The organism is Variimorphobacter sp. HTMS_6 (assembly GCF_059717775.1).
Genome location: NZ_AP046094.1, coordinates 1,349,776 through 1,374,265, shown reverse-complemented (window position 1 = coordinate 1,374,265; position 24,490 = coordinate 1,349,776). Strand labels below are relative to the sequence as shown.

The window sequence follows — 24,490 nt, the reverse complement described above, 5'->3', positions numbered from 1 at the left end:
GTTGGTTCTATACCGGAAAGGAGATTACTATGGGAAACAAGAAACTATTCTTTTATAACCTTCAAAAAAACTATCATCATATTCTTTTTGATGCGGGCTTGTTCCTTCTACTGTACAATGTAATAACAATGATATTAAAAAACAGCTATTCCCTCGGAATATTAAATCGTGATATCAATATCGGAGAAAAGCTATTACTAACCTCTCTGACTTTCTGTTTAGAATTACTGATTATTGGTTTCCTGGTCATAGTGAATCAAATAGTAGAGACCTCTATTCGCACAGTAATTGCAGCACTATTATATATAGCCGGTTTCCTCGTGTTATTTATTGTATGTAAGCTGAATTTCATTGATTTAGCAATATACTTTTTGACGATCATATGGGTTGAAAGCATTATCTTTAAGGATTATGACAGTATTACGATGATTTAAGATAATGGCAAATTATCAGCAACTGTTAAAACATACCACTAAAATAAAATATTCCTGTAACTACAAATAGCAAAATAATAAATATAAAAATTCCCCTCTTTAATTTCATACTTTCCTCCACCATTGCGCACGTTTTTTTACGCAGAGTGAAAGATTTATCTTTCACTCTTATCTTCTTAAAGCTTGCTGATCTATATCAGCTTCATCGAATTCATGCTACTTTAAGTGGATGAATATGTCAATTAAATTGGGGGATTTTAATATACTTCTAATCTTTCTAATCCATTATGATACAGTTACTAAATTAAAATCAAAAGGGAACTCCTCTGCCTGCTGATTCTTAAAATCTACCTTATAGCCGGTTCCCTTATCATAAACAAAACCATCCTCAAGCTCAATTTTTATATATGCCATATTTTCATCATCTTCATTATTATGAGCAAAATACCAGGGTTCAAATGCTTTTACAAGTTTTGCCCTAATCTCTTGATTCTCATCCTGCTTTGGATGTCCGATATAATATGCCTTACCATTAAAGCGGTAAAGATTATGGCACAACGCAACATGATGATTATTCAATATTTCCTGTGCCTTTTGCGATTTCAGATAAGTAACTACGTAGAAGGCATCGTTATCATAATAGGTATCAATATAACGAACTGATGGTACATTATCCTTTACTGTTGCCAAAGCAAACTGATAATCCTTTTGGAACAATTCAATCATTACATGATGTGCCTTTTCATAAACATTCATAAATAACCCATCCCTTTCTTTTATTTGTGAAAATCATATTTTCACTATAACTATTCTTGTTCAATACTTCTTTGAAATTACGGCGTTCCTATACCCATAATCATCCAAACACCACATAAATAACATTACCACTTTCTACCTTAATCTGACAATGTGAAAAAAGTAATGTTCTATGTCCAGAGATTACCAAACGAAGAAAGCATCTTAACAAGCTCTCATGCCGATCGCGTTCTGCTGTATCCATAAATGCAATAGGCTGCTGCGCTATCACGTAATTACTTACGTATAATGATTGCGCAACAGCCTAATATAAGATTCTGATATAAAATTCTACTCTAACTACAAATATATTATCCTCTATAGTAATTAATTAAGCAGCCTTTTAAGATAATCTCTCTTTCGTCGTCAGTAAGTTCGCCTAACTTTAAGGTGAATTCTTTCATGTCCTTATTTACAACATAGGCTTTCACTTCTGAGATCTTCTCTGCTACTGCCTTCTTGATATCCTTTACAAAGATGAAATCTCCATTAGTGAATGGAAGATCTCCATCTATAATAAATGGAAGCATGCCCCAGTTGATCAAATTGGAACGATAACGCTTCGTCGCATACTCATTTGCAATATTTGCAAAACCACCAAGTACCTTCTGACAGCTCGCAGCCTGTTCTCTTGCGGAACCGTCACCCGGTTTTACCGCAAAGATAGTGCTACCGATCTGGGTTGCATTCTCATCCACCGAGAATTTCTCTCCGATTTTTTCATATACTTCTTTCATCTCACGGTTCGCTTCGGTAATGTTCTCTCCTGCAATTCTTGCTTTCTCCGCTTTTTGAATTTCTTTTGCACGTCCAACATATTCTGGATCCTTACGAGATAAAGTAAATTCAGCCAAGCCCAGTGGGTTAGAACGGTAGGAAGAGGTCTCACCGGATGGAATGAGCTCATCCGTTGTCGTTACCGGATCATGGATTTCTGATACCACCTTAAGGATCATATCCTCACTCAGTGCAGTCATAGCAGGCCAATCTACAATTCCCGGTCCAAACTTTATATCTAAAGAAGTATCTGCTTTACCGATACCGTTATAAACTCGATTATCATAGATAGAGCTATCAAAATAATACTTTGGAGTGGAATAGTTCACATCAATATGTTCTGCTGAGGTCAAGTAACCCTGATTTGCAGCCGTTGCAGCGATGGATCTTGCATCCATTAACGCTACCGAAGCAATCTGTCCACTGGTGATTTTGGAACCTTCTCTGTTAGGGAAATTTCTGGTAGTGTGACGAATACTAAAACCGTTATTTGCAGGTACATCACCGGCACCAAAGCATGGTCCACAGAATGCAGTTCTGATTGTTGCTCCGGTTGACATTAATTTTGCAACTGAACCATTCTTAACAAGCTCCATAAATACCGGCTGGCTCGCAGGATATACACTTAAGGAGAATTCATCTGCTCCGATGTATTTTCCATCCAAGATATCAGTAGCATCGCAGATATTCTCAAAGCCACCGCCTGCACAACCTGCTATTGTACCCTGATCCACATATAATCTGCCATTACGAACCTTATCTTTTAAGGTGTATTTTACTTTATCGCTACCTAAGCTTACTAATGCCTTCTTCTCTACCTCATCTAATACATCATAAAGATTCGCATTCAATTCATCGATTGTATATACATTACTTGGATGGAATGGCATAGCAATCATAGGCTTAATCTCAGAAAGATCTACATAAACCAACCCATCATAATAAGCAACCTTCTCAGGTTGTAATTCCTTATAATCATCACTTCTGCGGTGAATATCATAGAATTCCTTCACCTTTTCATCGGTTACCCAGATAGAGGATAAACAGGTAGTCTCCGTAGTCATAACATCCACACCTATTCGGAAGTCTACACTTAAGTTGGCAATTCCGTCACCGACAAATTCCATTACCTTATTATTCACATAGCCATTTGCAAATACTTTGCCGATGATTGCAAGCGCAACGTCCTGAGGACCAACGCCCTTTCTAGGTGTACCGGTCAGATAGATTGCAACAACTTCCGGCATATTAATATCATAAGTCTTGTCCAGTAATTGCTTCACAATCTCAGGTCCACCTTCCCCGATTGCCATCGTACCAAGTGCACCATAACGGGTATGGCTATCGGAACCAAGAATCATATTGCCGCCTGCTGCAAGCATTTCACGTGCATATTGGTGAATTACCGCCTGATGAGGTGGAACATACACACCGCCGTATTTTTTTGCACAGGAGAGACCAAACATGTGATCATCTTCATTAATGGTACCACCTACCGCACATAAACTGTTATGACAGTTTGTAAGAACATAAGGAACCGGGAATTTTTCAAGACCGCTGGCTCTCGCGGTTTGAATAATACCTACAAATGTTATATCATGCGAAGTTAATTTATCAAATTTTACCTTTAATTTCTTATCATTACCAGAGGTATTGTGGCTGCTTAAGATATCATAAGCTATCGTGCCCTTTTTCGCATCCTCCTTGTTAATCTCCACCCCAGTTTTTGATTGGATGGCTGCAACTGCTTCATGTGAGTCTTCAATAATTTCTGTGCCGGCTAATAAATAAATACCTTTGTCATATAATTTTATCATGCTTACTCTCCATTCTACCGATGATACGGCGTTGTATTTATCAAGGGCTGGTTGCGCCCATCTGTTGCATAGTTGTTGTCGAATTTCATTTCGTGAAACAATCTAATAATAATCGGAATGTCAAAAATAATCAAGTCTTATTTTACTATTCGCAACATAACTTTACAGCGATAAACTGTTATCATACAAAAGCGCATTAACGTATTTATTCGATTTTTATGATTTAAGTATACTCATATTGTCCCTATCATAAAATGCAATGAAAGGAGTGATTCCTATGAAAATCAGATGGAAAGCGTTAGCGATTAACTTATTTGTTCCTCTGGCAGTCGGAGCGATATCCGGTCTATTATCACAAGAAGGGATGCAAAATTACAGCAATATTATTAAACCGGCTTTCACTCCTCCTTCCTACGTAATACCGATAGTGTGGACTGTATTATATATCCTAATGGGCATATCTACTTATTTAATATATGCCTCAGATGCTTCTCTACTACAGAAGGAGGAGGCATTAAGAATTTATGCCTTACAGCTTGGTGTAAACTTCTTATGGTCTTTCATCTTCTTCAATATGAGCGCTTATTTACTAGCATTTGTTTGGCTGGTACTGCTATGGGGATTAATCATCGCAATGATATTAGCCTACTACCCCATCTCAAAATGTGCTGCTTTACTACAGATTCCTTACCTTCTATGGGTTACCTTCGCCGGTTTTCTGACCTTTATGATTTATCAATTGAATAAATCTTAAAAATAAATGGGTGTCGCAGTATATAAGCGGCACCCATTTTGATTACTGATTATATCAAAATAGAATGTTATTAATATCCCCTAGAGACACGTTCTCACGCTAAAATCTTCCAGTCCAATATCTGATAATTTTCTTTACGCAATATTTCATATCAATTTTCTTAATATCCTTTGTTGCATAGATTGGAACTTCCTTATATAAAACATCGTCCACATAATATTTTGCCTTACCCACTTCTACAGAAGCTTTTATCGGAGCTACTAAACCATCTGGCAAATCATATACAACCCGAACCTGTTCATCATCCCTTAATAATAATGACATATCTCCCTTCATTGTAAGAGGCTCATATCTTTGTTGTCCATCCTTCACTACCAAAGGCTCGAACTTTTTATCTTTAAAAATTTGCTTTAGTCTATAATTTTTTATACCATAATTCATAAGTTCCTTTGTATCGGTCCATTTCAGATTCTTGCTGGGAGGCCAGCCACATCCAAGTACCGCGGATACTAAGGTTCGATCCGATTTTTGTACCGCTCCTACAAAGCAATACCCTGCTCCGTTGGTAAATCCTGTTTTCACTCCAATCGCTCCCTCCATCATAAAGAGAAAACGATCCTTGTTGGTTACAAAATATTTCTTTTTACTTTTTATCTCATTAAATTCATGGGATGGAGTATTTGTAATTTTAATGAAATTTTTGTTCTTTATTGCATAACTTGCAATCACAGCAAGATCTCTGGCCGTAGTATGATGACCGGGCGCATCAAGTCCATTCGGGGTTACAAAATTCGTATGCTCACATCCTAACTCTCTCGCCTTGTCATTCATCATCGTTGCAAATCCCTCTACCGAACCCCCGACATGCTCGGCTATTGCTACTGCGATATCATTATGACTTTCCAGCATCAAAGAATATAATAAATCACCAAGGTAAAACTTTTCTCCGGGTTTTGCATTCAGCTGTACATCGGGCATTGTGGAGGCATGTTTAGAAATCGTTACAACTTCATTTGGCTTTGAATTCTCGAGTGCGACAATACAGGTCATAATCTTTGTGGTGCTTGCCATCGGCAATTCCTTGTAACCGTTTTCTTCATAAAGAACACGATTATTCGTAGCATCCAGAAGAACTGCTCCACGAGAATGGAGTTTTAGCTTTTCATATACCGCCGAACTTTTATTATTTTGATCAGAGGAAGGATTACTCTTAATCTGATCTTCCTCTCCCTCTTTGATTAAAATCTCCTGATACTCATTTTCATTCTGGCGGGCGCGATTATTCTCTAGGTCAATCTTCTTCCCATAGTCTTCAGTTACAAGTCCTGAAGAACTTAATAACTTATTATAGTCTGCATTAATTTTACTAACTTGAAACAGTCCAAATAGTAGCAAAATTATTATATAGGGCATGTAACGCAACAACTTTTTATTCACGTATATCATCCTAACTTTGTCTTCATATTAAATTTATTGTAAAAACACCAGATTATTCATAATTTACTATGATAATATAAAGATATTGCATTTATTTTTAGTTTATCCAAATTTACAATACGATAGGAATAACGTGTCCCTACGTGCATAAGAAAGGGGATGTTCCAAAATAAATAATTCTATTAAGGAACAAAGTTATTTGCCTCACACACAGGTTGGAAGAACAGCATTCATATTTTGCATTTCGCAGTCGTACATAAAAGTGCGCCTTCGAAAATACAAAATTATGAACAGCTGTCTTCCAAACAGTGCATTATGGCAATATAACATTATTCCTACAAATTTTTTATTTTTGAACATCCCTTAATATATAAACTACTTTACTTCTACGACAACTTCAACTCCATTGATAACCATATTATAAAGAGCCATAACATGGGTCAGATTACCGTTATGCAACCCAAAATCATACGTCGCAACCGCATTGATCGGAACAATAATCCTAGATTTTTTGTTCCGCTTATTAAACCACGTTTTTAAGGTGATTGCTAATTGTTGAACACAGATATCCGTGCAGTCTCCAGTAATAATAAAGTATTCCACCTGAGAATTTTCACTCAACCATTGTTGAAATTCCTCTTCCAAAAAACCATTCGTAGAATTTTTCGATATTAACCGGTAATTACCGAATTCCTTAATCTCCTCTACGATTTCACTTTCACTGCTTCCCTGTATACAGTGAGGTGGATAAGAATTAAACTCCGGCGATTCATCCGTATGATTATCTCCGAATGCAATTGTTTGAATTCCAAGCTTTTTACACTGCTTCATCAGATCAAGAATCTCAGGAATAATCTTCTCTGCTTCCGGACTCATTAATGCGCCCTCTCTGACAAAACCATTTACCATATCAACAATAAGTAAGGCTGTCTGTTCAGAGGGCAGACTACTTAAGCTCAAATCCGGTGCCTTGTACAGCACATCCAGAATCCCCTCAAGTGCCTCCATACTTTGACTTATGAATTTAGATTTATCCGTTATTCTCATGAAAACGTTCCTTTCGATGCTTTCGCATTCAACTATAAATATGGACATGATTATTATTAGTAACAAATATGTAAGATTTTATTCATATAATTTTAATATAGTATTCACTTCCAAATATTATGTCCAATTTCTATTATAATTAACATATCTTTTCTATATCTTAACGTTACTCCTTTTTATTGAATACGTAAATATGTATTTACGCCTAAAAAAACCTTTTCTCAAAATGTGAACGACCCTTCCGTATGTTAGTAGTGAGATCTAACATAGGAGGGCGCTTCAATCATTTCATGAGAAAAGGCTTTTTATATATTGAATGTAATTATTCTGCTAATGAAGCAAGGATAGCATCTGCCAAAGCATCCAGCTCTGGTTCCTGCTCCTGCTTTAGTGTTGATTTAACATCAAGCGGTGTACCGACAATCTCCATATCTTTCATCGTATCAATAAGTTCAGTCATTCCCTTTAACGCAGCAGAAGCCCAACTATGATTTCCAATCAAGGTAACCTTACGGCTTTTTATTCCTAACACACCCAACTCTCTTAATAAAGAGTCCATCATAAAGTACAAATGCATGTTATAGGTACAAGAAGCAAATACCACATTACTGTATTTGAAGACATCGGATATGATATAAGAGGGATGCGTCTTTGATACATCAAACACTCTAATGTCCTTAATTCCACGTTTCGCTAATTTAACAGCCAGGGCATTGACTACACTCTCCGTATTACCATACATGGAAGCATATGCCAGCACAACTCCCTTTTTCTCAGGACGATAGCTACTCCATTCATTATATTTATCAACGATATATGCAACATCCTGATTTCTCCACAGTAAACCATGGAGGGAACAGATCATATTAATCTTAAGGCCGGATACCTTCTTTAATACAGCTTGTACCTGTGTACCATAGCGTCCTACAATATTGGTATAATATCTTCTGGCTTCATCTAAAAATGCATTATCAAATTCCACCTCATCTGCAAACAAATTCCCTGCGATCGCACCAAAGGAACCAAATGCATCTGCGGAGAATAAAATACCTTCCGTAATCTCATAAGTCATCATAACTTCCGGCCAATGAACCATCGGAGCAAAATAAAAATGAAGGATGTGTGCACCAAGTGAGAGCTCGTCCCCTTCTTTGACTTCGAGATAATTCGCGGACATATCAAGGCTATAATATTGTTCCATAAATTGAAATGTCTTCTTATTACCTACCAGTTTCACACTTGGGTAACGTCTTACAATTTCCTCAATATTTGCACAATGATCCGGCTCCATATGATTGACAACAAGGTAATCAAGGTTACGTCCGCCTAAAGTATGTGTTATATTATCAAGGTATAATGCGCTGATTGAGGCATCCACCGTATCAATGACTGCTGTTTTTTCATCCAATACAAGATAGGAATTGTAAGCGACTCCATTGGGCAACGGAAACATATTCTCAAAGCGCTCCAATCGTCTGTCATTTCCGCCGATCCAAAATATATTTGATGATATCTCATAAGTACTATACATAATTAAATCCTCTCCAATCTCTATGCTAATCTATTACTAACATATTATCCATTCATCGATAATTTGTAAAGACATATATGTGTTCAATCTTTAAAATCTTTTCTTAGTTTTTGTTAAATATTAATTTGTCATACTAAAAAATGTACCTATCAAGAATCAAAACATTTTGACTTTGATATAGGTACATTTTTATTCTAATTAATTAGAATCATGTCATGAATGATCAATTTAATTATTCGGTCACGGTCTTTTCAGACCTAAAATTATTAAATTCACTACACTATATTATCTAATGATCTTAAATATATCCCTACGTTACAATCTACTTTTAAAATCCTCATAACCAAATTCTTTGATCAGCTTCAATCCTTCCTTCTCGGTATTCAGAAGAATGGAAGGAAGATTAATGCCATTAAAGGTATTATTCTTAACCATTGAATAGATAGCCATATCACAGAACACCAGCCTGTCTCCTACCTTTAGAGGTTTAGGGAAAGAATAATCCCCGATTACATCACCGGACAAGCAGGTCGGTCCCCCTAATCGATAAGTATAAGGGTGTTCACCGGACTTACCGGATCCGATAATGTTCGGACGATATGGCATTTCTAGTACATCTGGCATATGGCAAGCTGCAGAGGTATCCATGATTGCAAGCTGCATACCGTTCTCATTCAATTCCAAAACCGTGCTCACAAGATATCCGGCATTCAAGGCAACCGCTTCCCCAGGTTCCAGATAAACCTGAACCTGATAGGTTTCCTTTACATGATTGACGCAGCGAACCAAGGTTTCAATATCATAATCATCTCTTGTGATATGATGACCTCCGCCGAAATTAATCCACTTCATCGTATGCATCAAATCCCCGAACTTCTTCTCCACTACTTTAAGCGTTCTCTCTAAAACATCGGAGTTTTGTTCGCACATGGTATGAAAATGAAGCCCTTCTATTCCAGTCAAGTCAGCCCTCTCAAGCTTATCAAGCGTAATTCCAAAACGGGAATTCTCAAAGCATGGATTATACATATCTGTTTCAATCTCGGAATATTCCGGATTAATACGAAGTCCACAGGATATCTTCTTCGAGGTCCCCTGTACTTTACCTTTATATTTCTCCCATTGTGTGATTGAATTAAATACGATATGATCACATAGTTCCATAATCTCTTCAAACTCATCTTCACGATACGCCGGTGAGAAGATATGCACTTCCTGTCCCATCTCTTCCTTCCCAAGCTTCGCCTCAAACAAGGAGCTGGCGGTGGTTCCGCTCAGATATTCTCCAAGCATCGGATAAGTGGAATACATCGAAAATGCCTTTTGTGCCAGTAAAATTTCACAACCGGTTCCATCCATTACTGATTTTATAATTTCACAATTCTTACGTAATAAGCTTTCCTCCATCACATAGGACGGAGTAGGTACTTTATTAATATCAAAATTCATTGTTTTCTCCACTACTCTACCATATCCGGGTTGAAGCTTTCCTTCCACGGTAATCCGCAGGTATTTAGCTTATCCATAAATGGATCCGGATCAAACTCTTCTACATTGTATACGCCCGGCTTCTTCCATTTGCCGGTAAGTACCATCATCGCACCGATCATCGCCGGTACACCGGTTGTGTAAGAGATTGCCTGAGAGTTAACTTCACGATAACATTCCTCATGGTCACATACATTGTATACATAGTATTTTACTTCCTTGCCATCTTTTACACCGGTATAGATGCAGCCGATGTTGGTTTTTCCTTTGGTTCTTGATCCTAAGGACGCAGGATCCGGAAGTACTGCCTTTAAAAACTGTAACGGAACAATCTGCTGTCCTTCGAATTCAATAGGCTCGATGGAAGTCATTCCTACATTCTCAAGCACACGAAGATGGGTTAAGTAGCGTTCGGAGAAGGTCATAAAGAAACGGATTTTTTTAATTCCCGGCATATTAAGAGCAAGGGATTCCATCTCCTCATGATGAAGAAGATACATATCCTTCTCACCGATTTCAGGGAAATTATATACTCTTTTTATAGAGATCGGCTCAGTCTCAATAAATTCGCCATTCTCAAAATAACTTCCGTTCGCGGTAATTTCACGAATATTAATCTCAGGATTAAAGTTGGTTGCAAATGGATAGCCATGGTCACCTGCATTTGCATCCAATATGTCAATAGTATGAATCTCATCAAAGTAATGCTTTAACGCATAAGCGGAGAATACACCGGTTACACCTGGGTCAAAACCACAGCCTAAAACTGCTGTGATACCTGCTTTTTCAAAGCGTTCACGATATGCCCACTGCCATTTGTACTCAAACTTTGCAGTATCAAGAGGCTCATAATTTGCAGTATCTAAGTAATCTACCTTAGTTGCAAGACATGCATCCATGATGGTCAAATCCTGATAAGGAAGTGCAACGTTAATTACGATATCTGGTTTTATATTCTCGATTAATGCAATTAATTCCTCAGTTTTATCTGCATCTACCTGTGCGGTAGTAACCTTTGTCTTATATCCCTTTGCTTCTACCTGAGCTTTCAATGCATCACATTTTGATACCGTTCTGCTTGCGATACAGATCTCCTCGAACACCTCATGATTTTGACAACATTTATGAACTACTACACCGGCAACTCCACCGGCACCAATGATTAACGCTTTGCTCATTGCAAATCCTCCTTAAATATATACTTATAATTGTAATAAAAGCTCTCTAAGTAACTTACATGCTAATGCGGTTGATGCACCACTTTGGTCATATACCGGTGAAAGCTCATTCATATCCATCGCTACGATATTCAGCTTGAATACTTCCTTCAATGCTCCCATCAACTCCATAAAGGTAACACCACCGGCTTCCGGTGTACCGGTTCCGGGGAATACGGATGGATCAAGCACATCAAGATCAATCGTCAGGTATACTGGCTTGTCCTGAAGCTTCTCCACGATTCCTTCAATACCGTTCAAATTAAACTTCTGGGTAAAGATACGGTCCTTCGCCCACAGGAATTCTTCCCTGTCTCCACTTCGGATTCCGAACTGAAATATCTTATGATCCCCCACCAAGTCGTAACATCTTCTCATTACACTGGCATGGGAAAGTTGTTCACCCAGATAATCATCTCTCAGATCTGCATGTGCATCAAAGTGTATGATATGAAGTTCCGGATATTTCTCATAAACAGCCTTTACACTTCCAAGTGTTACAAGATGCTCTCCGCCAATCATAAGCGGTTTTTTCTTATCATCAAGAATCTGCTTTGTCATCTCCTCAATGGTATCAATGACACGCTGAGTATTCCCAAAGCCAAATTCCAGATCACCTGCATCAAATATCTTTTTATCTAACAAATCCTTATCCAGATAGGGGCTATAAGTTTCAATTCCATAGCTCTCATTACGAATTGCCGCGCTGGCAAATCTCGTTCCCGGACGATAGGAGGTGGTTCCATCAAAGGGAGCACCAAATAATACAATATCGCTCTCCTCATACTCATGATCACAGGCGATAAAAGTATGGATATTTCTATTCATATTCGTTCAACTGCTCCTTTACATAGTTCGGAATAGCAAAGCAACCTTTGTGTAGCTCTGTATTATAGTATTTTGTTTTGATACCAAGTGCATTCCATTTTTCTTCATTCAGGTTCGCAATCGGATCAAAATTCTTTGATGCATAGCCAAATAACCAGTGACCTGACGGATAAGTTGGAATATGTGCCTGATATACCTTTGCAATCGGAAATGTCTCTTTGATTCGTCGGTGCGCTCTCTTCATTGCTTCCACATAAGCATCGTAATAAGTACTCTCATGCTGATTTACGAGAATACCCTGATCGGTTAACGCATTATAACAATTACCGTAGAATTCCTTTGTAAATAGTCCTTCACCTGGCCCGAACGGATCGGTGGAATCCACGAGAATTAAATCATACTCATTTGACTTGCGACGCACGAATTTCAATCCATCCTCATAATGGATATGCACTCTCGGATCGTCCAGACTGCAGGCAGTCTGTGGTAGATATTTTTTACACGCTTCCACTACCAGTTCATCAATTTCAACCATATCGATATGCTCAATGGATGTATATCTGGTAAGTTCTCGAATCGTACCGCCATCGCCAGCACCAATTACTAATACCTTTTTGATATTTAGATTCGTTGCCATCGGAACATGCACGATCATATCATGATAGATAAATTCATCCTTCTCAGTTACCATCAAGCATCCGTCCAAGGTAAGTATTCGTCCAAATTCATACGTTTCCAGAATATCCACCTGCTGAAAATCACTCTTCTTACTGAATAACTGTTCCTTCACCTTCAGTGAAAAACGGACATGATCCGTGTGTTGCTCGGAATACCATAATTCCATAATTACCACCCTTTCCGAATTTATCTCATTTCTATGTTATTTAGTGATTCTAGATTAATGCTGTGATTCAAAGGGACTCCAATCCTCTTAGTTGTTGAGGGAGAAAGATGAAAACATATATCAAGAACAACACGCTCCCACTTGGATGAAGTACGTAATGGTGCATAAGGCCGCAAAGCACGCCGCCTAAGCACCAACGTCTTCATACAGTTGCTTTTGATATATTGTTTTCATCGTTCTCCCGCCCACTCTGTGAATGGATTGACTGTCATCGAAGTTAAATAATGTTATATTCTGAAATACAATTAAATTGATATTTTAATAACAGATTCAGTTATAACATCTTCATTCACTTTTCACCGTTGTGGCAAGGTTAAAATCATATACCATTCGCTTTCCACCGTTGTGGCAAGGATAAAAACATATACCATTCGCTTTTCACCGTGTAACGAGGATGAAAACATATACCTTTTTTCATCATGAAGTGAGGTTTGAGTTTTAGTTTATTATATTTCATGTGTTTCTTATTGCAATTAATAGTACACCTTAAAAATCTATAATATTTAGGCGCTCTACCTTCATATCTCTAGGACCGGTTAAGGAGCTTCCCTTTTCTTTGGCATATTTAATATAGTCGATGATATCCTTGGTTACGCGTTCCCCTGGGGCAAGTATTGGAATTCCCGGTGGGTAACACATTACGAATTCGCCGGCGATGTGACCGATACTCTCCTCTAAGGTTACCGATTTCTTTTCATGATAGAATGCCTTCTGTGGAGTAAATGCCACATCCGGATCAATGTATTCATGATTGAGCATACCAACCTTATCCTTGCTATATATTCTCTTGATCTCAGATAAGGAGCCGACCAATCGCTCAATTTCAAATGGTCGGTCACCTGCTGAGATAATTGCTAGTATATTACCAATATCACCAAATTCAATCTGAATATCATACTCATCACGAAGCAGATCATAAACCTCTACTCCCGCTAAGCCGATATCCGCGGTGTGAACGGACAGCTTCGTACGGTCAAAATCATAAATCGTATCACCATCCATTAATTCCGCAGAGAAAGCATAATATCCGCCAATTTTATTAATCTCTTCCCTTGCATATTCTGCAAGATCCACCGTCTTTTTTACCAGCTCCTTACCATGAAGCACCATATTCTTACGTGCCAGGTCAAGTGAGGATAATAAGAGGTAAGAGGCACTTGTGGTCTGAGTCAGATTGATTATCTGCCTTACATAACCCGGGTCAATACCGTTGCTACATAATAAGAAGGAACTCTGCGTCAGTGATCCACCTGTCTTATGCATACTGACAGCGGACATATCCGCCCCTGCAGCCATACCACTAATCGGCATATTTTCACCGAAGTAAAAATGGGTTCCGTGTGCTTCATCCACTAACACCTTCATATCATGTTCGTGGGCAAGCCTTACGATCTCCTTCATATTTGAACATACCCCATAATAGGTCGGATTATTGACAAGAATTGCTTTCGCATCTGGATTTTCCATTATTGCATTTTTAATATCCTCAACAGACATACCGAGAGGGATACCCAGCTCATGATTAACTCCCGGGTTGACATATACCGGAATTGCACCACATACTACCAACGCATTAATCGAGCTACGATGTACATTACGAGGCATGATAATCTTATCACCCGTTTTACAGGTTGACATAATCATCGCCTGCACCGCTGCTGTTGTTCCATTAATCATAAAAAAAGCTGCATCCGCACCAAATGCCTCAGCGGCAAGTTCCTCAGCAGCTTTTATAACAGAAACCGGATGGATGAGATTATCCAATGGCTTCATGGAGTTGACATCCACTTTCATGCAGTCAGCTCCCAGAAATTCAGTTAGCTCAGGAATTCCTCGTCCCCCCTTATGTCCGGGGACATCGAAAGGTACGACACGGTTTTTCTTATGTTGTAGTAATGCTTCATGAATGGGTGAATTTTCTTGTGTGTACTTCATAATTTACTCCATTCCGATTAATAAATGTTCATTCCGCTGAATATTTCAATCATTTCCTTACGAAGACTATTTGTAATATCAAGTCTTTGCTTCGGAGGTAATTCGTATACATCCTTGTTAAAGAGATAGTTCTGTAATTCAATTTCTTTAATCAGCATCTTTGTATGAAAAATATTGGACTGATATACATTGACATCAATCGCATCATATTTGGTCAAGGTCTGGTCATCGATATAATCCTGAATCGAGGTAATATCGTGATCTATAAAATATTTCATACCGTGAAGGTCGCGTGTAAATCCTCTCACACGGTAATCGATTGTGATAATATCGGAATCAAAGCTTCCGATCAGATAATCTAAGGCATTCAAAGGAGAGATTTCCCCACACGTCGATACATCAATATCTACACGGAATGTAGATATCGAGTTGTCAGGATGGTGTTCAGGAAATGTATGCACGGTAACATGGCTTTTATCAAGATGTGCATGCACGGAATCTCTTGCTTCTGTTAAAAATTTGCCTTGATTGCAGGATTCATCAATATGATCTGAGGTAAGAGTACCTTCCGCAATCAATATGTTAACGGAGGCTCCCTGAGGATCATAATCCTGTTTGGATATATTAAGAATGTGAGCACCGATCATCTCGGTAACATCCACAAGAATTTTGGTTAAACGTTCTGAATTATATTGTTCGTCGATATATGCGATATAGTCCTTCTGTTCTCTTTCGCTCTTCGCATAACAGACATCGTAAATATTAAAGCTAAGTGTTTTCGTGAGGTTGTTAAAACCATATAATTTGAGCTTTTTATTATCCAAACCTCTCACAACCTTTCTTTTCAAAAATGTAGGTGTATGTAATTTAAAACAAGTCACATATATGTACCAAATATGCACTGTTTTCCATCATTTGGAGCATCTAAAAAGAGCCCTCAGATATTAACAGCATGGACTATTATATACAAAACTATTCTAACATGCAAGCATTATTTTTACTATTTGTAAACCATAAGTTTAGTATTAGTGTGACTTTTCGCGTAAAAACAGATTACTTGATAAAAAAGAGAAGGAAATGCATGCTTGCATGCAATTTCTTTCTCTTTTTATTCGATAATATTGCAATAACTTACAAACATAAACAAGCAATATTTTATTTAATGTATTTTTTATTATTATTCATCAATAAGGTGATGATCATTAATTATAACCTGTATGGTTCAAACAACAAGAAACAAGCATTTTATAAACAGCTATTTAATAGATTAACTAATGCAATACACTCATATACATATTTCTCCATTAATTTTATATCTTTAGTACTTGCATTATATATCGGGTTATCCCAAATATAATTTTTAATAACTAAAATTTTAAAAGATCCATTCTTGTCAAATTCCGGATACCAACCTACATCTATTGAGTAACCGCTATAATAATTAACCTGCAAAATATCTTCCTTTAAATGAGATATCTGTTTAATGAGCGGAATACTTTCATCTATTGGAAAATCAATATATTTTTTACATACATCATTTCCAAAATATATATTATCAAAGATCATATTTCACGCTCCTTTATTAAAGTTTTTGATATTCAGCCTTTGCTTTTGGATGTCCATGTTTAGTTCCACCACTTTATTAAACTCTCATATATTAAGTTTCTTTCCCTTAACTAGAACTAATTAAACCACTAATTATGTACAAATCTTAATATCACAGAACGCATCATGCCGAATATTGAATTATCGAAAATTTCATCATTAAATGCACCTCTAATATTAGATTGAAATTATCTGATATCAAAAATATGAGGTGCATCTTACCATTGTCAATAATCCTGTTGTTTAATCAATTTTCTTATAGTTATATTATTTTTTGTTCATACAATCCAGTAATTTTTTTGCTGGACCATATGTACTGTTTCTTTGAAGAATTTGTTTCAATATTTCCAACGAAGTCTCTTTATTACCTTCCTCTAATACCATTTTTGCATACTCAACTCCGACTTTATCATTGTTTATATTTAATTCATATGCTTTTCTCAAATACTCTTTCGAACCATCTTTATCTTCTAAATTCACCAAACATAGATACATCATTTCATATGTTTTAAAATGAGGTTCAGTTGCTGCTGATTTCTCAAAACATTTTAATGCATTCTTAAAATCTTTATTTGTAAAATAAATAGTTCCTAATTGATAATTATTGTAGCCCATTTTACTAACCTCTTAAATTTTAACCTTTTCTTAGTCCAGCTTTTTACAAATATGCTTTATTAACTGACCGATTGACCTCTTTTGAAGTTTTTGAGTCCAGCAACTGTTTTAGTTCATTGAATAGAAGAACATCACTATTTAATATTAATCGGTTCATACCTTATACCTTTTACTTTATTATCTTCAAATAAACGATAGGCTCTTTGAGATAAAAATGGCCATCGCCAATATTCATCATTACTTCCGAACCATTCTTGTGAAAGAGCAAAATCAGGAACATTCACCAAATCTTTACCATTATAATAAATTGGCCCTTCAACACTTCTCTCTCCACATCCATTGGGACAACTTCTCATTTCTTTTCCTTCATAAATGAATACTGGTTCAAATTCTATATTTGTTTTTGAATCCATTGGCGGCAAGCTTCCATTAATTTTTAGTTGGTAAATATCACTAAAAGGAATATTTTTTCCATGCTGAATAACTGGAAATATTTCGTATCCAAACAAATCAGACTTTTCAATTAACTCTTTTAATCTCCGAGTTATAATCAATTCTCTAAGCCACCAGACTCCAGATATATCATTTCTGCCCATTTTTATATTACTTTTAAGTCTTAATGGGCGATTTTGTATTCTTCCGTTAATGCAATATTTACAGCCTGTATTCATATCAAATGAAGCTTCTTGATAATAATCTTCAGGTTGAGGATATCCTCCTCTATGACTATTCGGAATGATTTGTAATATTTGTGATGTTTTCAATTCAATACTTGAGTATTCAACCTCTTCATCGGGTTCACAACTTACTCCTAATTCCTTTAGGAAATTTTCAATTGTAACATAATCTGGCGAATCCTTATAAACTTCTATATCCTGCAATGTATCTAACAAATTAGGTTTTTTAATCTTTTTATTTAACTTTGTATATAGTTTTTGTACCGTTTCATAATCCATTACAAAAACAAATCTAGACTTTATTCGCATAACCTATACCTTCCTACATTAGAAAATAAAAACTATTCATTTTACCTATAAGATAAACGCCACGACGATTACCACTGCTGTACTGATAAGCGTCCCCAGCAAATAATATTCCGCAAAATCTTTCTCCTTCGATATTCGGTCATACCGAGCGATTGACTTCGCCGTAAGCACCAGACCAATCGCAGAATACTGCCCAATTGATAAAAATATTAACATAATGATTCGTTCTATAGTACCAATAAACCTACCGGCATTATTATCCTTTGTCACAGCGTCTTCCTTATCTTCTGGTCTATATATCATCAGCAATTTTTGAATTAAAATGTTAGCCGGTTTATGTATCAATATTAAAGCAAGTAGCCATGATAACGTTGACACTTCCGAAATACCTATTGTAACAAAAAAATCTTCTACCGCTTTCCACTCTCTAATTACAACGTTTCTTTCAATCAATACGAATGCAATTACTACCAAACACAAAACATGTAATATTTGATCAACGAAAAACACGTTTCGTTCTAACTCTAGTGTCATCTTATTGTGTTTCACTTTCGTAGTCAGATAGTGATACTTTATCAAATCAATAATCAAATGGAATATTGAAGCTGCTATTGCTGCAAATGCCACTTCCAATGACATAACAGGCAACACAACAAATAACATTGTACCTAAATAACACAAGCAGTGAATCAATACCCATTTTAAGCTTTTTTCTTTTCTTCCTGCCATTCCTTCTGTTTGAATATAGAAATCTCCCAGAACATGACCGATAAGTAGTAGAAAAAAATAATCTTTAAACATCATCTCTCCTTATATCTTTAAGGGCTTGTCCTATTGTATCAAATGCATTTTTGTATGCGTAGTATTTACCTTTCGATAAACTTTTCTGTACAGCTGGCTGTTGAATATTTCGTCTTTTTGCTACATTTAATTGACTATCTTGATGTTCTAGCATATCCCAAATTATCTCTCTTTGTCTATCACTCCAGGTTTCTTCTATTGATGTCATGAGTGTTAAAATTGTATTTAGCATTATCGCAGTTTCTTGATTATCACTTTCTACTTCAATTCTTCTATCTGAATGAATTGCTTGCTTTTTCTTTTCATTTTCTTTTAAATATTCTATAGCATTTCTAGCCTTGTGATATCCGGGACCATCTGCCCCTAATGCCATTTCCTTATTAATATCGGTAAGAATTTGTCCAATCCCAATACCAAAACGTATCCTGATCGGGTACATTCTTCTCTCAATCTCCGATACAATATTCAGTGCATTATTGCCATCATCTAATAATCCCTGGAATTCATCTCCCAGTGTTAAAATGAATTTCGATGAAATATCGTTCTTATATTTATCATTTATTTCTTCTAATACCTTCTTAAGTTTATTCTGTACTTCGCCTCGGTTCAGAATCTTCTTAGACTTCTTAATGTCTCCAATTATTGCGACATATGAGTTTTTATTGATAGAGAAAAACATACAAACACCTCCAGTATCATATGTCACATTATATAACCCATTTGATGAATATTCAAGTATTATTCACCATATAGGTTATAATAAATCAATATAAACATTTATACGAATATATCTCATTTATAGACCGCCATTCAGTCAACGACATTAATTCCATTTGCCTCGCAGTAATCGCTCTAGTTAACTGGATTAACAAGCTTACCACTTATTCATATGAATTTTATCCTTGGCGTCATATTCATACTGCTCATGAATGATCGCATCGGCTTTTGGATAACCAAGAGAAATATAACACGGCATTATGTAATTATCCGGATGACCTATAGTACGTTGTAAATGTTCACTCTCACCCTCTGCTCCTGGAATTCGCACAACGCCGTACAAACCATGTGCAGTAGCTGCAAGTAAAATATTCTCGATGCACATCCAAATTGATGCGAATGGATTGAGGGATGATATATTCCCAGGCTTTAAGAGTGGCCAATCTTGTTTAAAAAACGGTAGTATCAAGCAGGATGAATTGTATAACATCTTAAACTGCTTCGGGATGCCATCCATATACATTTTGCGCTGTTTTTCATCCGTCATCTTCCAATTATCCAGTATCGCTTCCGTATCCGATTTTGACATAGTTTTTGGAAGTGTTGCTATCAGTTTTGCTTTCTCATCTTTGTCCGTTATAACGACAAACTCCCAACTTCTCATATGATCATTCGTAGGAGCTTTGAGTCCTGCACTAATAATTTGTTCAATGATCTCTTTCTCTACTTCTTTTTCTTCAAAATCTCTTATTGTTCTTCTTTTCTTTATTGCTTCGTACAAATCCATAACATTTTCCTCCTTACACAGTTTAGTTACTTGTTATTTTCGTTCTTGCTTTTTTTTATACTCAATCACCTTAACCATAATCAATGCCGTAATTAATCCATAACCATAGAATAGCATGTCAAAAATCCTGACCAGTGCTAATTTCGCAATGTCTATATTAATCTTATTACTTATATAGTCACAAGAAAGCTGTATTAGTATTAATACAATAAACAATGGTACAACCCCTAGCAAAGTTCTAAAAATATAATCTTTCATCTTTCACCCCTCCAATGGAATTAACAAATTCATTCAGCAACATAAAAATCGTCAATAGCCTCTTCTAATTCTTCGGCTTATAAATACCTGCAATCTTAATATCATCCCAGCTAGTAAATTCTTTGTCTTCATTCTCCGCTTTTATAACCCTCAATGAATATAATCCTTGATTATCCGGATTATTAGTGTCCTTTGGATAATCAATCATTATAAATTCATAATTAATGTTCTTACCAACATATATAGTATACCAAATTTTAAGCATGATAGATTTTTTACCATATTCAATATCTTCATCAGAGGAAGCTAATTCTTTTATACTACACTCTACATCTCCATGGAAAAACTCAAATAAATAATTCATATTTTCATCAAAATTTTTAGCATCTTTTAACGCTTGTTTTGAAAATAATGCTTTTAGCCCATCTTTATCTTTTTTCTCCATTATTTCTAATACCTGCTTCATTCTTGCCTCAGCTTTTGTATCATCATCGCTATAGAATATTCTTCCAGGAACACAAGAACCTAATAATAAAACTACCGAAGCTAATATTATAGTAATTAGCAATTTTTTCATTCGTTAATTCTCCTTAAAATTCCATTTTCAAAACCCAATTATTTCATTTCAATTCGAAAATAACATCGACTTTTCTTAAAAACATTCACTAATTCTGATTCCAGAAGCCATCTAAAATTTCATAGAATTTATCAAAAGCTTTTTCTTCAGTTTCATTAAAGAAAATTATTATGTCTGACCAATGCTGAAACACAAAAACATTATCAGACAAACCATAATAAGTCTTAATATATCCTTGAAAACCTGGTAAAAACTCTGGAACAGTACCCTCCGTTTCATACACACAGTATTGATAACCTGTTATAATGAAAGTAATTGTTTTAAAGATTTATCGCCGATATACATTGAAGGGTTATCCTTTAATAAATAAATAATTTATTTATTCGATTCATACATCCACCTCTCAATATTCTATATCTGATATATCAGGTTCATAACCCCACTTATCTTAAAAATTCTCCTTTATTGTGCTAAAGTGACACCCTATGGATATATATTACTTCATATTACCAATTGTAACATATTTCCTTTCATAAATATATTCTTTCTTAATCATAGCAAAAATCTTTAAACACAGGATTTGTCATAAGGTCACCTAAGTTGGCTCTCGCTTCACAATAAGTGAATAAAGAAAAGAAGATCTGCAATTTATCTGCAAACCTTCTGTTCTCTATAGTAATTTTATTTTCCAAAACCAAAAATCAGATATATCAACTCAATTCAAAATCGGGAAATATCTAATTAATAATAATTATCTTACTATTCCTAGATATCCAACTTCAGCTGCATCTCTTCTTCTGCTTCCAGCTTAAAGTCTTCAATCTTATCCGGATTCACAATCGGTAATGCATCCAACGAATGTAAACCGAACGCTCTAAGGAATTCTTCTGTGGTGCCAAATAATATCGGTCTGCCCGGTGCATCCACTCTTCCCATCTCACATACCAGATTATATTCAACGAGCTTATTCACAGAGTGATCGGATTTTACGCCACGGATTGCTTCGATCTGTAGCTTTGTGATTGGTTGTTTATATGCGATGATAGAGAGGGTCTCTAGGAGTACGTCGGTCAGTACATGCTTCTTAGGTACATGTGCAATCTTAATGATGGATTCATACATGGCAGGCTTTGTGCACAGCTGAAATGCTCCATCCAGTTCAATGATATGGATTCCTCGTTCCTCCGCCTCATATTGATCCATCATATTATGTATCAATCTTCTTATTGTTTCTTCATCATGATCTAAAGCACATGCGATACGGTCTAGCTCCACCGCTTCCCCCATTGTAAATAAAATTGCTTCAATCTGTGATTCGAGATGTTTCAATTCCATTAAAAGCTGTCCTCCTCCATTTGTATAATATCCTCAGCAAGATAAGTGATAATGAAATCATCAAATAAGCATACCTGTTCGATATTGATTCTTCCGATTTTGATTAGCTCTAGCACGCTAAGAAATGTTACGATGAGTTCCATCTTCGTATGCTGTGCTTCCAATAGGTTTCGGAAGGAAAATCTCTTATGTTTAAGTCCATATTCCTGAATTTGAACAAATAGAGTTCCGAGGTTGATTTCCTCCCTCTCGATTTTTCCGAATTTGCTTCGAATCGGGTCAATCTTGTCCGCTTGCTTTCTTACAATGGATTTAAAGATCTCATGAAGCTTATTCAAAGTCAGGTCGGATAATAGACCTTCCACATCGATTTCTTCCTTATAATCTTCAATTTCCTTTGGGATAGTCGGTAGTTTGAAGAGAATTCGTGCTGCATCCATCTGCTTGTCCTTTAATTCTTCCGAAGCATATTTGTACATCTTATATTCAAGTAAGCGCTCCACCAACTCCTGTCTCGGATCGATAACTTCATCTTCTTCCGTTTTCTCTACCGGCAAAAGCATCTTAGACTTAATATTCAGCAAGGTTGCTGCCATAACTAGGAATTCACTCATAACGTCCAGATTTTTGCTGTCCATCTCCCTGATGTATTCCAGATACTGCTCTGTAATCTCAATGATCGGAATATCATAAATATTTACTTTGTTTTTATCTATTAAATGAAGCAAGAGATCCAACGGACCTTCAAATGCCTCCAATTTAACGGAAATCCCCATACTAATTATTCCCACCCTTTCATGAGCGCCTGTAATCCAACTCTTTACTGGCGCTTTAACGTGATCTGTAAAATCTCTGGCGTATTAAAATATCTTGGCATCATTGAATGGGATCCCAATCCTCTGGATACAATCATTGTACTGCCATTCTCAGAATAAGATCCCGCATCGTATTTTGGAAATAGTTTAACCTGAGGTGAAACCACTCCTCCGATTCCCGGAATCCGAACCATACCGCCATGCAAATGACCAGATATGATTAAGTCAGCTCCCCAAGCTGCATATTTCTTAAAATAAATCGGATTATGTGCAATTAATATATGATAATAATCCGGTGACTTCTTACCGATTAATGAAGACAGATAATTTTTCTCCATACACGGTACTTTACTCCGATTAAAAAAATCCTTCGCAATCGATACCCCGCTGATTTTAATACGGTCTTGCTCTTTGGCGAGCTCAACACTTTCATTATCTAAAAAGGTAACCCCCTTATGTGTAAGCTTTTCTTTAAATTCTACCCAAGTAGAACTTAGTAATTCCAACTGCTGACCCTTGGCTGAAACCACATTTTCATACTGGGATTCCTGCTGCTCCTTATTACAATTCTCCATGAATAGTCTTTCAATTCTCTGCTCATGATTTCCATACCCATAATATATTTTATAAGTTCTTGACAACTCTTCCAATAAGACATAAGCATTACTGGGGTAGCTAGGAGAATGTTTTGAGGTCATATCTCCGGCTACAAGAATAAAATCCGGATTCAAAGCTTTAACACGTCGAATCAATCTTTCGTTATTCCTGCCAAAGGCAGCATTATGAAGATCTGCAAGTACTATTATTTTTGTATTGTGAAAGCTGTGGGGTAAATTGCTTTTAACGATATCAAAATTTGAAACCACTAAGCTTTTTTGTTCTATTAAAGTCCAAAGGATAAAAAACAAGGCAATTCCTATTAATATTAAAAAGTATTGCATATATGCTCCTTCTTACTAAGTCTCTATATATAATTGTGCCGTATTACACGCACCTATTATAATATACTAGTTCATAAATCAAGTGTCAA

24 protein-coding genes are annotated in these 24,490 nt (G+C 36.2%); 2 read left to right on the top strand and 22 right to left on the bottom strand.

All coding sequences use genetic code 11. The features are described 5' to 3' along the window. Window positions 1-29: 29 nt before the first annotated feature. A complete protein-coding gene (locus tag AC6IWN_RS06165) occupies window positions 30-434 on the top strand; it encodes a hypothetical protein (protein ID WP_497991493.1) in 405 nt (134 codons plus the stop codon). 285 nt (window positions 435-719) lie between these two features. Here the strand turns inward: AC6IWN_RS06165 and AC6IWN_RS06160 are convergent, their stop codons facing one another. Further along, window positions 720-1,190 carry a pyridoxamine 5'-phosphate oxidase family protein gene (locus tag AC6IWN_RS06160; RefSeq protein ID WP_497991492.1) on the bottom strand — a complete coding sequence of 157 codons (471 nt, stop codon included), beginning with the start codon at window positions 1,188-1,190 and terminating at the stop codon, window positions 720-722. 350 nt (window positions 1,191-1,540) lie between these two features. Beyond that, the gene (locus AC6IWN_RS06155) at window positions 1,541-3,823 is read right to left on the bottom strand and encodes a hydratase (RefSeq protein WP_497991491.1); all 2,283 of its coding nucleotides are present in this window, start codon (window positions 3,821-3,823) and stop codon (window positions 1,541-1,543) included. Between the two features lie 277 nt (window positions 3,824-4,100). Here AC6IWN_RS06155 and AC6IWN_RS06150 point away from each other — a divergent pair, with 277 nt between their 5' ends. Next, on the top strand, window positions 4,101-4,577 hold the full coding sequence (locus AC6IWN_RS06150) for a TspO/MBR family protein (RefSeq protein WP_497991490.1): 477 nt from the start codon (window positions 4,101-4,103) through the stop codon (window positions 4,575-4,577). 99 nt (window positions 4,578-4,676) lie between these two features. Here AC6IWN_RS06150 and AC6IWN_RS06145 read toward each other — a convergent pair whose 3' ends face one another. The 20 genes from AC6IWN_RS06145 to AC6IWN_RS06050 form a co-directional block, all read right to left on the bottom strand. Then, on the bottom strand, window positions 4,677-6,014 hold the full coding sequence (locus tag AC6IWN_RS06145) for a D-alanyl-D-alanine carboxypeptidase family protein (protein ID WP_497991489.1): 1,338 nt from the start codon (window positions 6,012-6,014) through the stop codon (window positions 4,677-4,679). Window positions 6,015-6,389: 375 nt separating this feature from the next. Further along, window positions 6,390-7,061, bottom strand: coding sequence for a cysteine hydrolase family protein (locus AC6IWN_RS06140; protein WP_497991488.1), 672 nt, complete (start codon window positions 7,059-7,061; stop codon window positions 6,390-6,392). A gap of 322 nt (window positions 7,062-7,383) precedes the next feature. Continuing rightward, window positions 7,384-8,592, bottom strand: a complete 1,209-nt coding sequence (locus AC6IWN_RS06135; protein ID WP_497991487.1) for an FprA family A-type flavoprotein — start codon at window positions 8,590-8,592, stop codon at window positions 7,384-7,386. A 315-nt stretch (window positions 8,593-8,907) separates the two neighbouring features. Further along, window positions 8,908-10,041, bottom strand: a complete 1,134-nt coding sequence (gene nspC, locus AC6IWN_RS06130) for a carboxynorspermidine decarboxylase (protein ID WP_497991486.1) — start codon at window positions 10,039-10,041, stop codon at window positions 8,908-8,910. A gap of 11 nt (window positions 10,042-10,052) precedes the next feature. Next, on the bottom strand, window positions 10,053-11,258 hold the full coding sequence (locus tag AC6IWN_RS06125; protein ID WP_497991485.1) for a saccharopine dehydrogenase family protein: 1,206 nt from the start codon (window positions 11,256-11,258) through the stop codon (window positions 10,053-10,055). A 24-nt stretch (window positions 11,259-11,282) separates the two neighbouring features. Next, window positions 11,283-12,125, bottom strand: coding sequence for an agmatinase (gene speB / locus AC6IWN_RS06120; protein WP_497991484.1), 843 nt, complete (start codon window positions 12,123-12,125; stop codon window positions 11,283-11,285). After that, complete coding sequence (gene speE, locus AC6IWN_RS06115; RefSeq protein ID WP_497991483.1) at window positions 12,118-12,969, bottom strand: polyamine aminopropyltransferase; 852 nt, start codon at window positions 12,967-12,969, stop codon at window positions 12,118-12,120. The genes speB and speE overlap by 8 nt, the downstream gene beginning before the upstream one ends. 546 nt (window positions 12,970-13,515) lie before the next feature. Beyond that, window positions 13,516-14,967, bottom strand: a complete 1,452-nt coding sequence (locus AC6IWN_RS06110; RefSeq protein WP_497992177.1) for an aminotransferase class I/II-fold pyridoxal phosphate-dependent enzyme — start codon at window positions 14,965-14,967, stop codon at window positions 13,516-13,518. A gap of 14 nt (window positions 14,968-14,981) precedes the next feature. Continuing rightward, window positions 14,982-15,788 carry an adenosylmethionine decarboxylase gene (gene speD, locus AC6IWN_RS06105; RefSeq protein ID WP_497991482.1) on the bottom strand — a complete coding sequence of 269 codons (807 nt, stop codon included), beginning with the start codon at window positions 15,786-15,788 and terminating at the stop codon, window positions 14,982-14,984. A 421-nt stretch (window positions 15,789-16,209) separates the two neighbouring features. Then, window positions 16,210-16,530, bottom strand: a complete 321-nt coding sequence (locus AC6IWN_RS06100) for a hypothetical protein (RefSeq protein ID WP_497991481.1) — start codon at window positions 16,528-16,530, stop codon at window positions 16,210-16,212. Window positions 16,531-16,836: 306 nt separating this feature from the next. Then, window positions 16,837-17,184: a tetratricopeptide repeat protein gene (locus tag AC6IWN_RS06095; protein ID WP_497991480.1), complete on the bottom strand. Its 348-nt coding sequence runs from the start codon at window positions 17,182-17,184 to the stop codon at window positions 16,837-16,839. 134 nt (window positions 17,185-17,318) lie between these two features. After that, on the bottom strand, window positions 17,319-18,170 hold the full coding sequence (locus AC6IWN_RS06090) for a hypothetical protein (RefSeq protein ID WP_497991479.1): 852 nt from the start codon (window positions 18,168-18,170) through the stop codon (window positions 17,319-17,321). A 45-nt stretch (window positions 18,171-18,215) separates the two neighbouring features. Beyond that, window positions 18,216-18,971, bottom strand: a complete 756-nt coding sequence (locus tag AC6IWN_RS06085; RefSeq protein WP_497991478.1) for a DUF3307 domain-containing protein — start codon at window positions 18,969-18,971, stop codon at window positions 18,216-18,218. Then, a complete protein-coding gene (locus tag AC6IWN_RS06080) occupies window positions 18,964-19,650 on the bottom strand; it encodes a SatD family protein (RefSeq protein WP_497991477.1) in 687 nt (228 codons plus the stop codon). Before AC6IWN_RS06080 ends, AC6IWN_RS06085 begins: the two co-directional genes overlap by 8 nt. A 195-nt stretch (window positions 19,651-19,845) precedes the next feature. Continuing rightward, window positions 19,846-20,475, bottom strand: a complete 630-nt coding sequence (locus AC6IWN_RS06075; RefSeq protein ID WP_497991476.1) for a nitroreductase family protein — start codon at window positions 20,473-20,475, stop codon at window positions 19,846-19,848. A 33-nt stretch (window positions 20,476-20,508) separates the two neighbouring features. Further along, a complete protein-coding gene (locus AC6IWN_RS06070) occupies window positions 20,509-20,733 on the bottom strand; it encodes a hypothetical protein (protein ID WP_497991475.1) in 225 nt (74 codons plus the stop codon). Between the two features lie 64 nt (window positions 20,734-20,797). Beyond that, window positions 20,798-21,310: a DUF5104 domain-containing protein gene (locus AC6IWN_RS06065; protein ID WP_497991474.1), complete on the bottom strand. Its 513-nt coding sequence runs from the start codon at window positions 21,308-21,310 to the stop codon at window positions 20,798-20,800. 765 nt (window positions 21,311-22,075) lie between these two features. Then, the gene (gene scpB, locus AC6IWN_RS06060) at window positions 22,076-22,645 is read right to left on the bottom strand and encodes an SMC-Scp complex subunit ScpB (RefSeq protein WP_497991473.1); all 570 of its coding nucleotides are present in this window, start codon (window positions 22,643-22,645) and stop codon (window positions 22,076-22,078) included. Beyond that, window positions 22,645-23,421: a segregation and condensation protein A gene (locus AC6IWN_RS06055; protein ID WP_497991472.1), complete on the bottom strand. Its 777-nt coding sequence runs from the start codon at window positions 23,419-23,421 to the stop codon at window positions 22,645-22,647. Before AC6IWN_RS06055 ends, scpB begins: the two co-directional genes overlap by 1 nt. Before the next feature lie 44 nt (window positions 23,422-23,465). Continuing rightward, complete coding sequence (locus AC6IWN_RS06050) at window positions 23,466-24,401, bottom strand: metallophosphoesterase (RefSeq protein ID WP_497991471.1); 936 nt, start codon at window positions 24,399-24,401, stop codon at window positions 23,466-23,468. Window positions 24,402-24,490 lie beyond the last annotated feature (89 nt).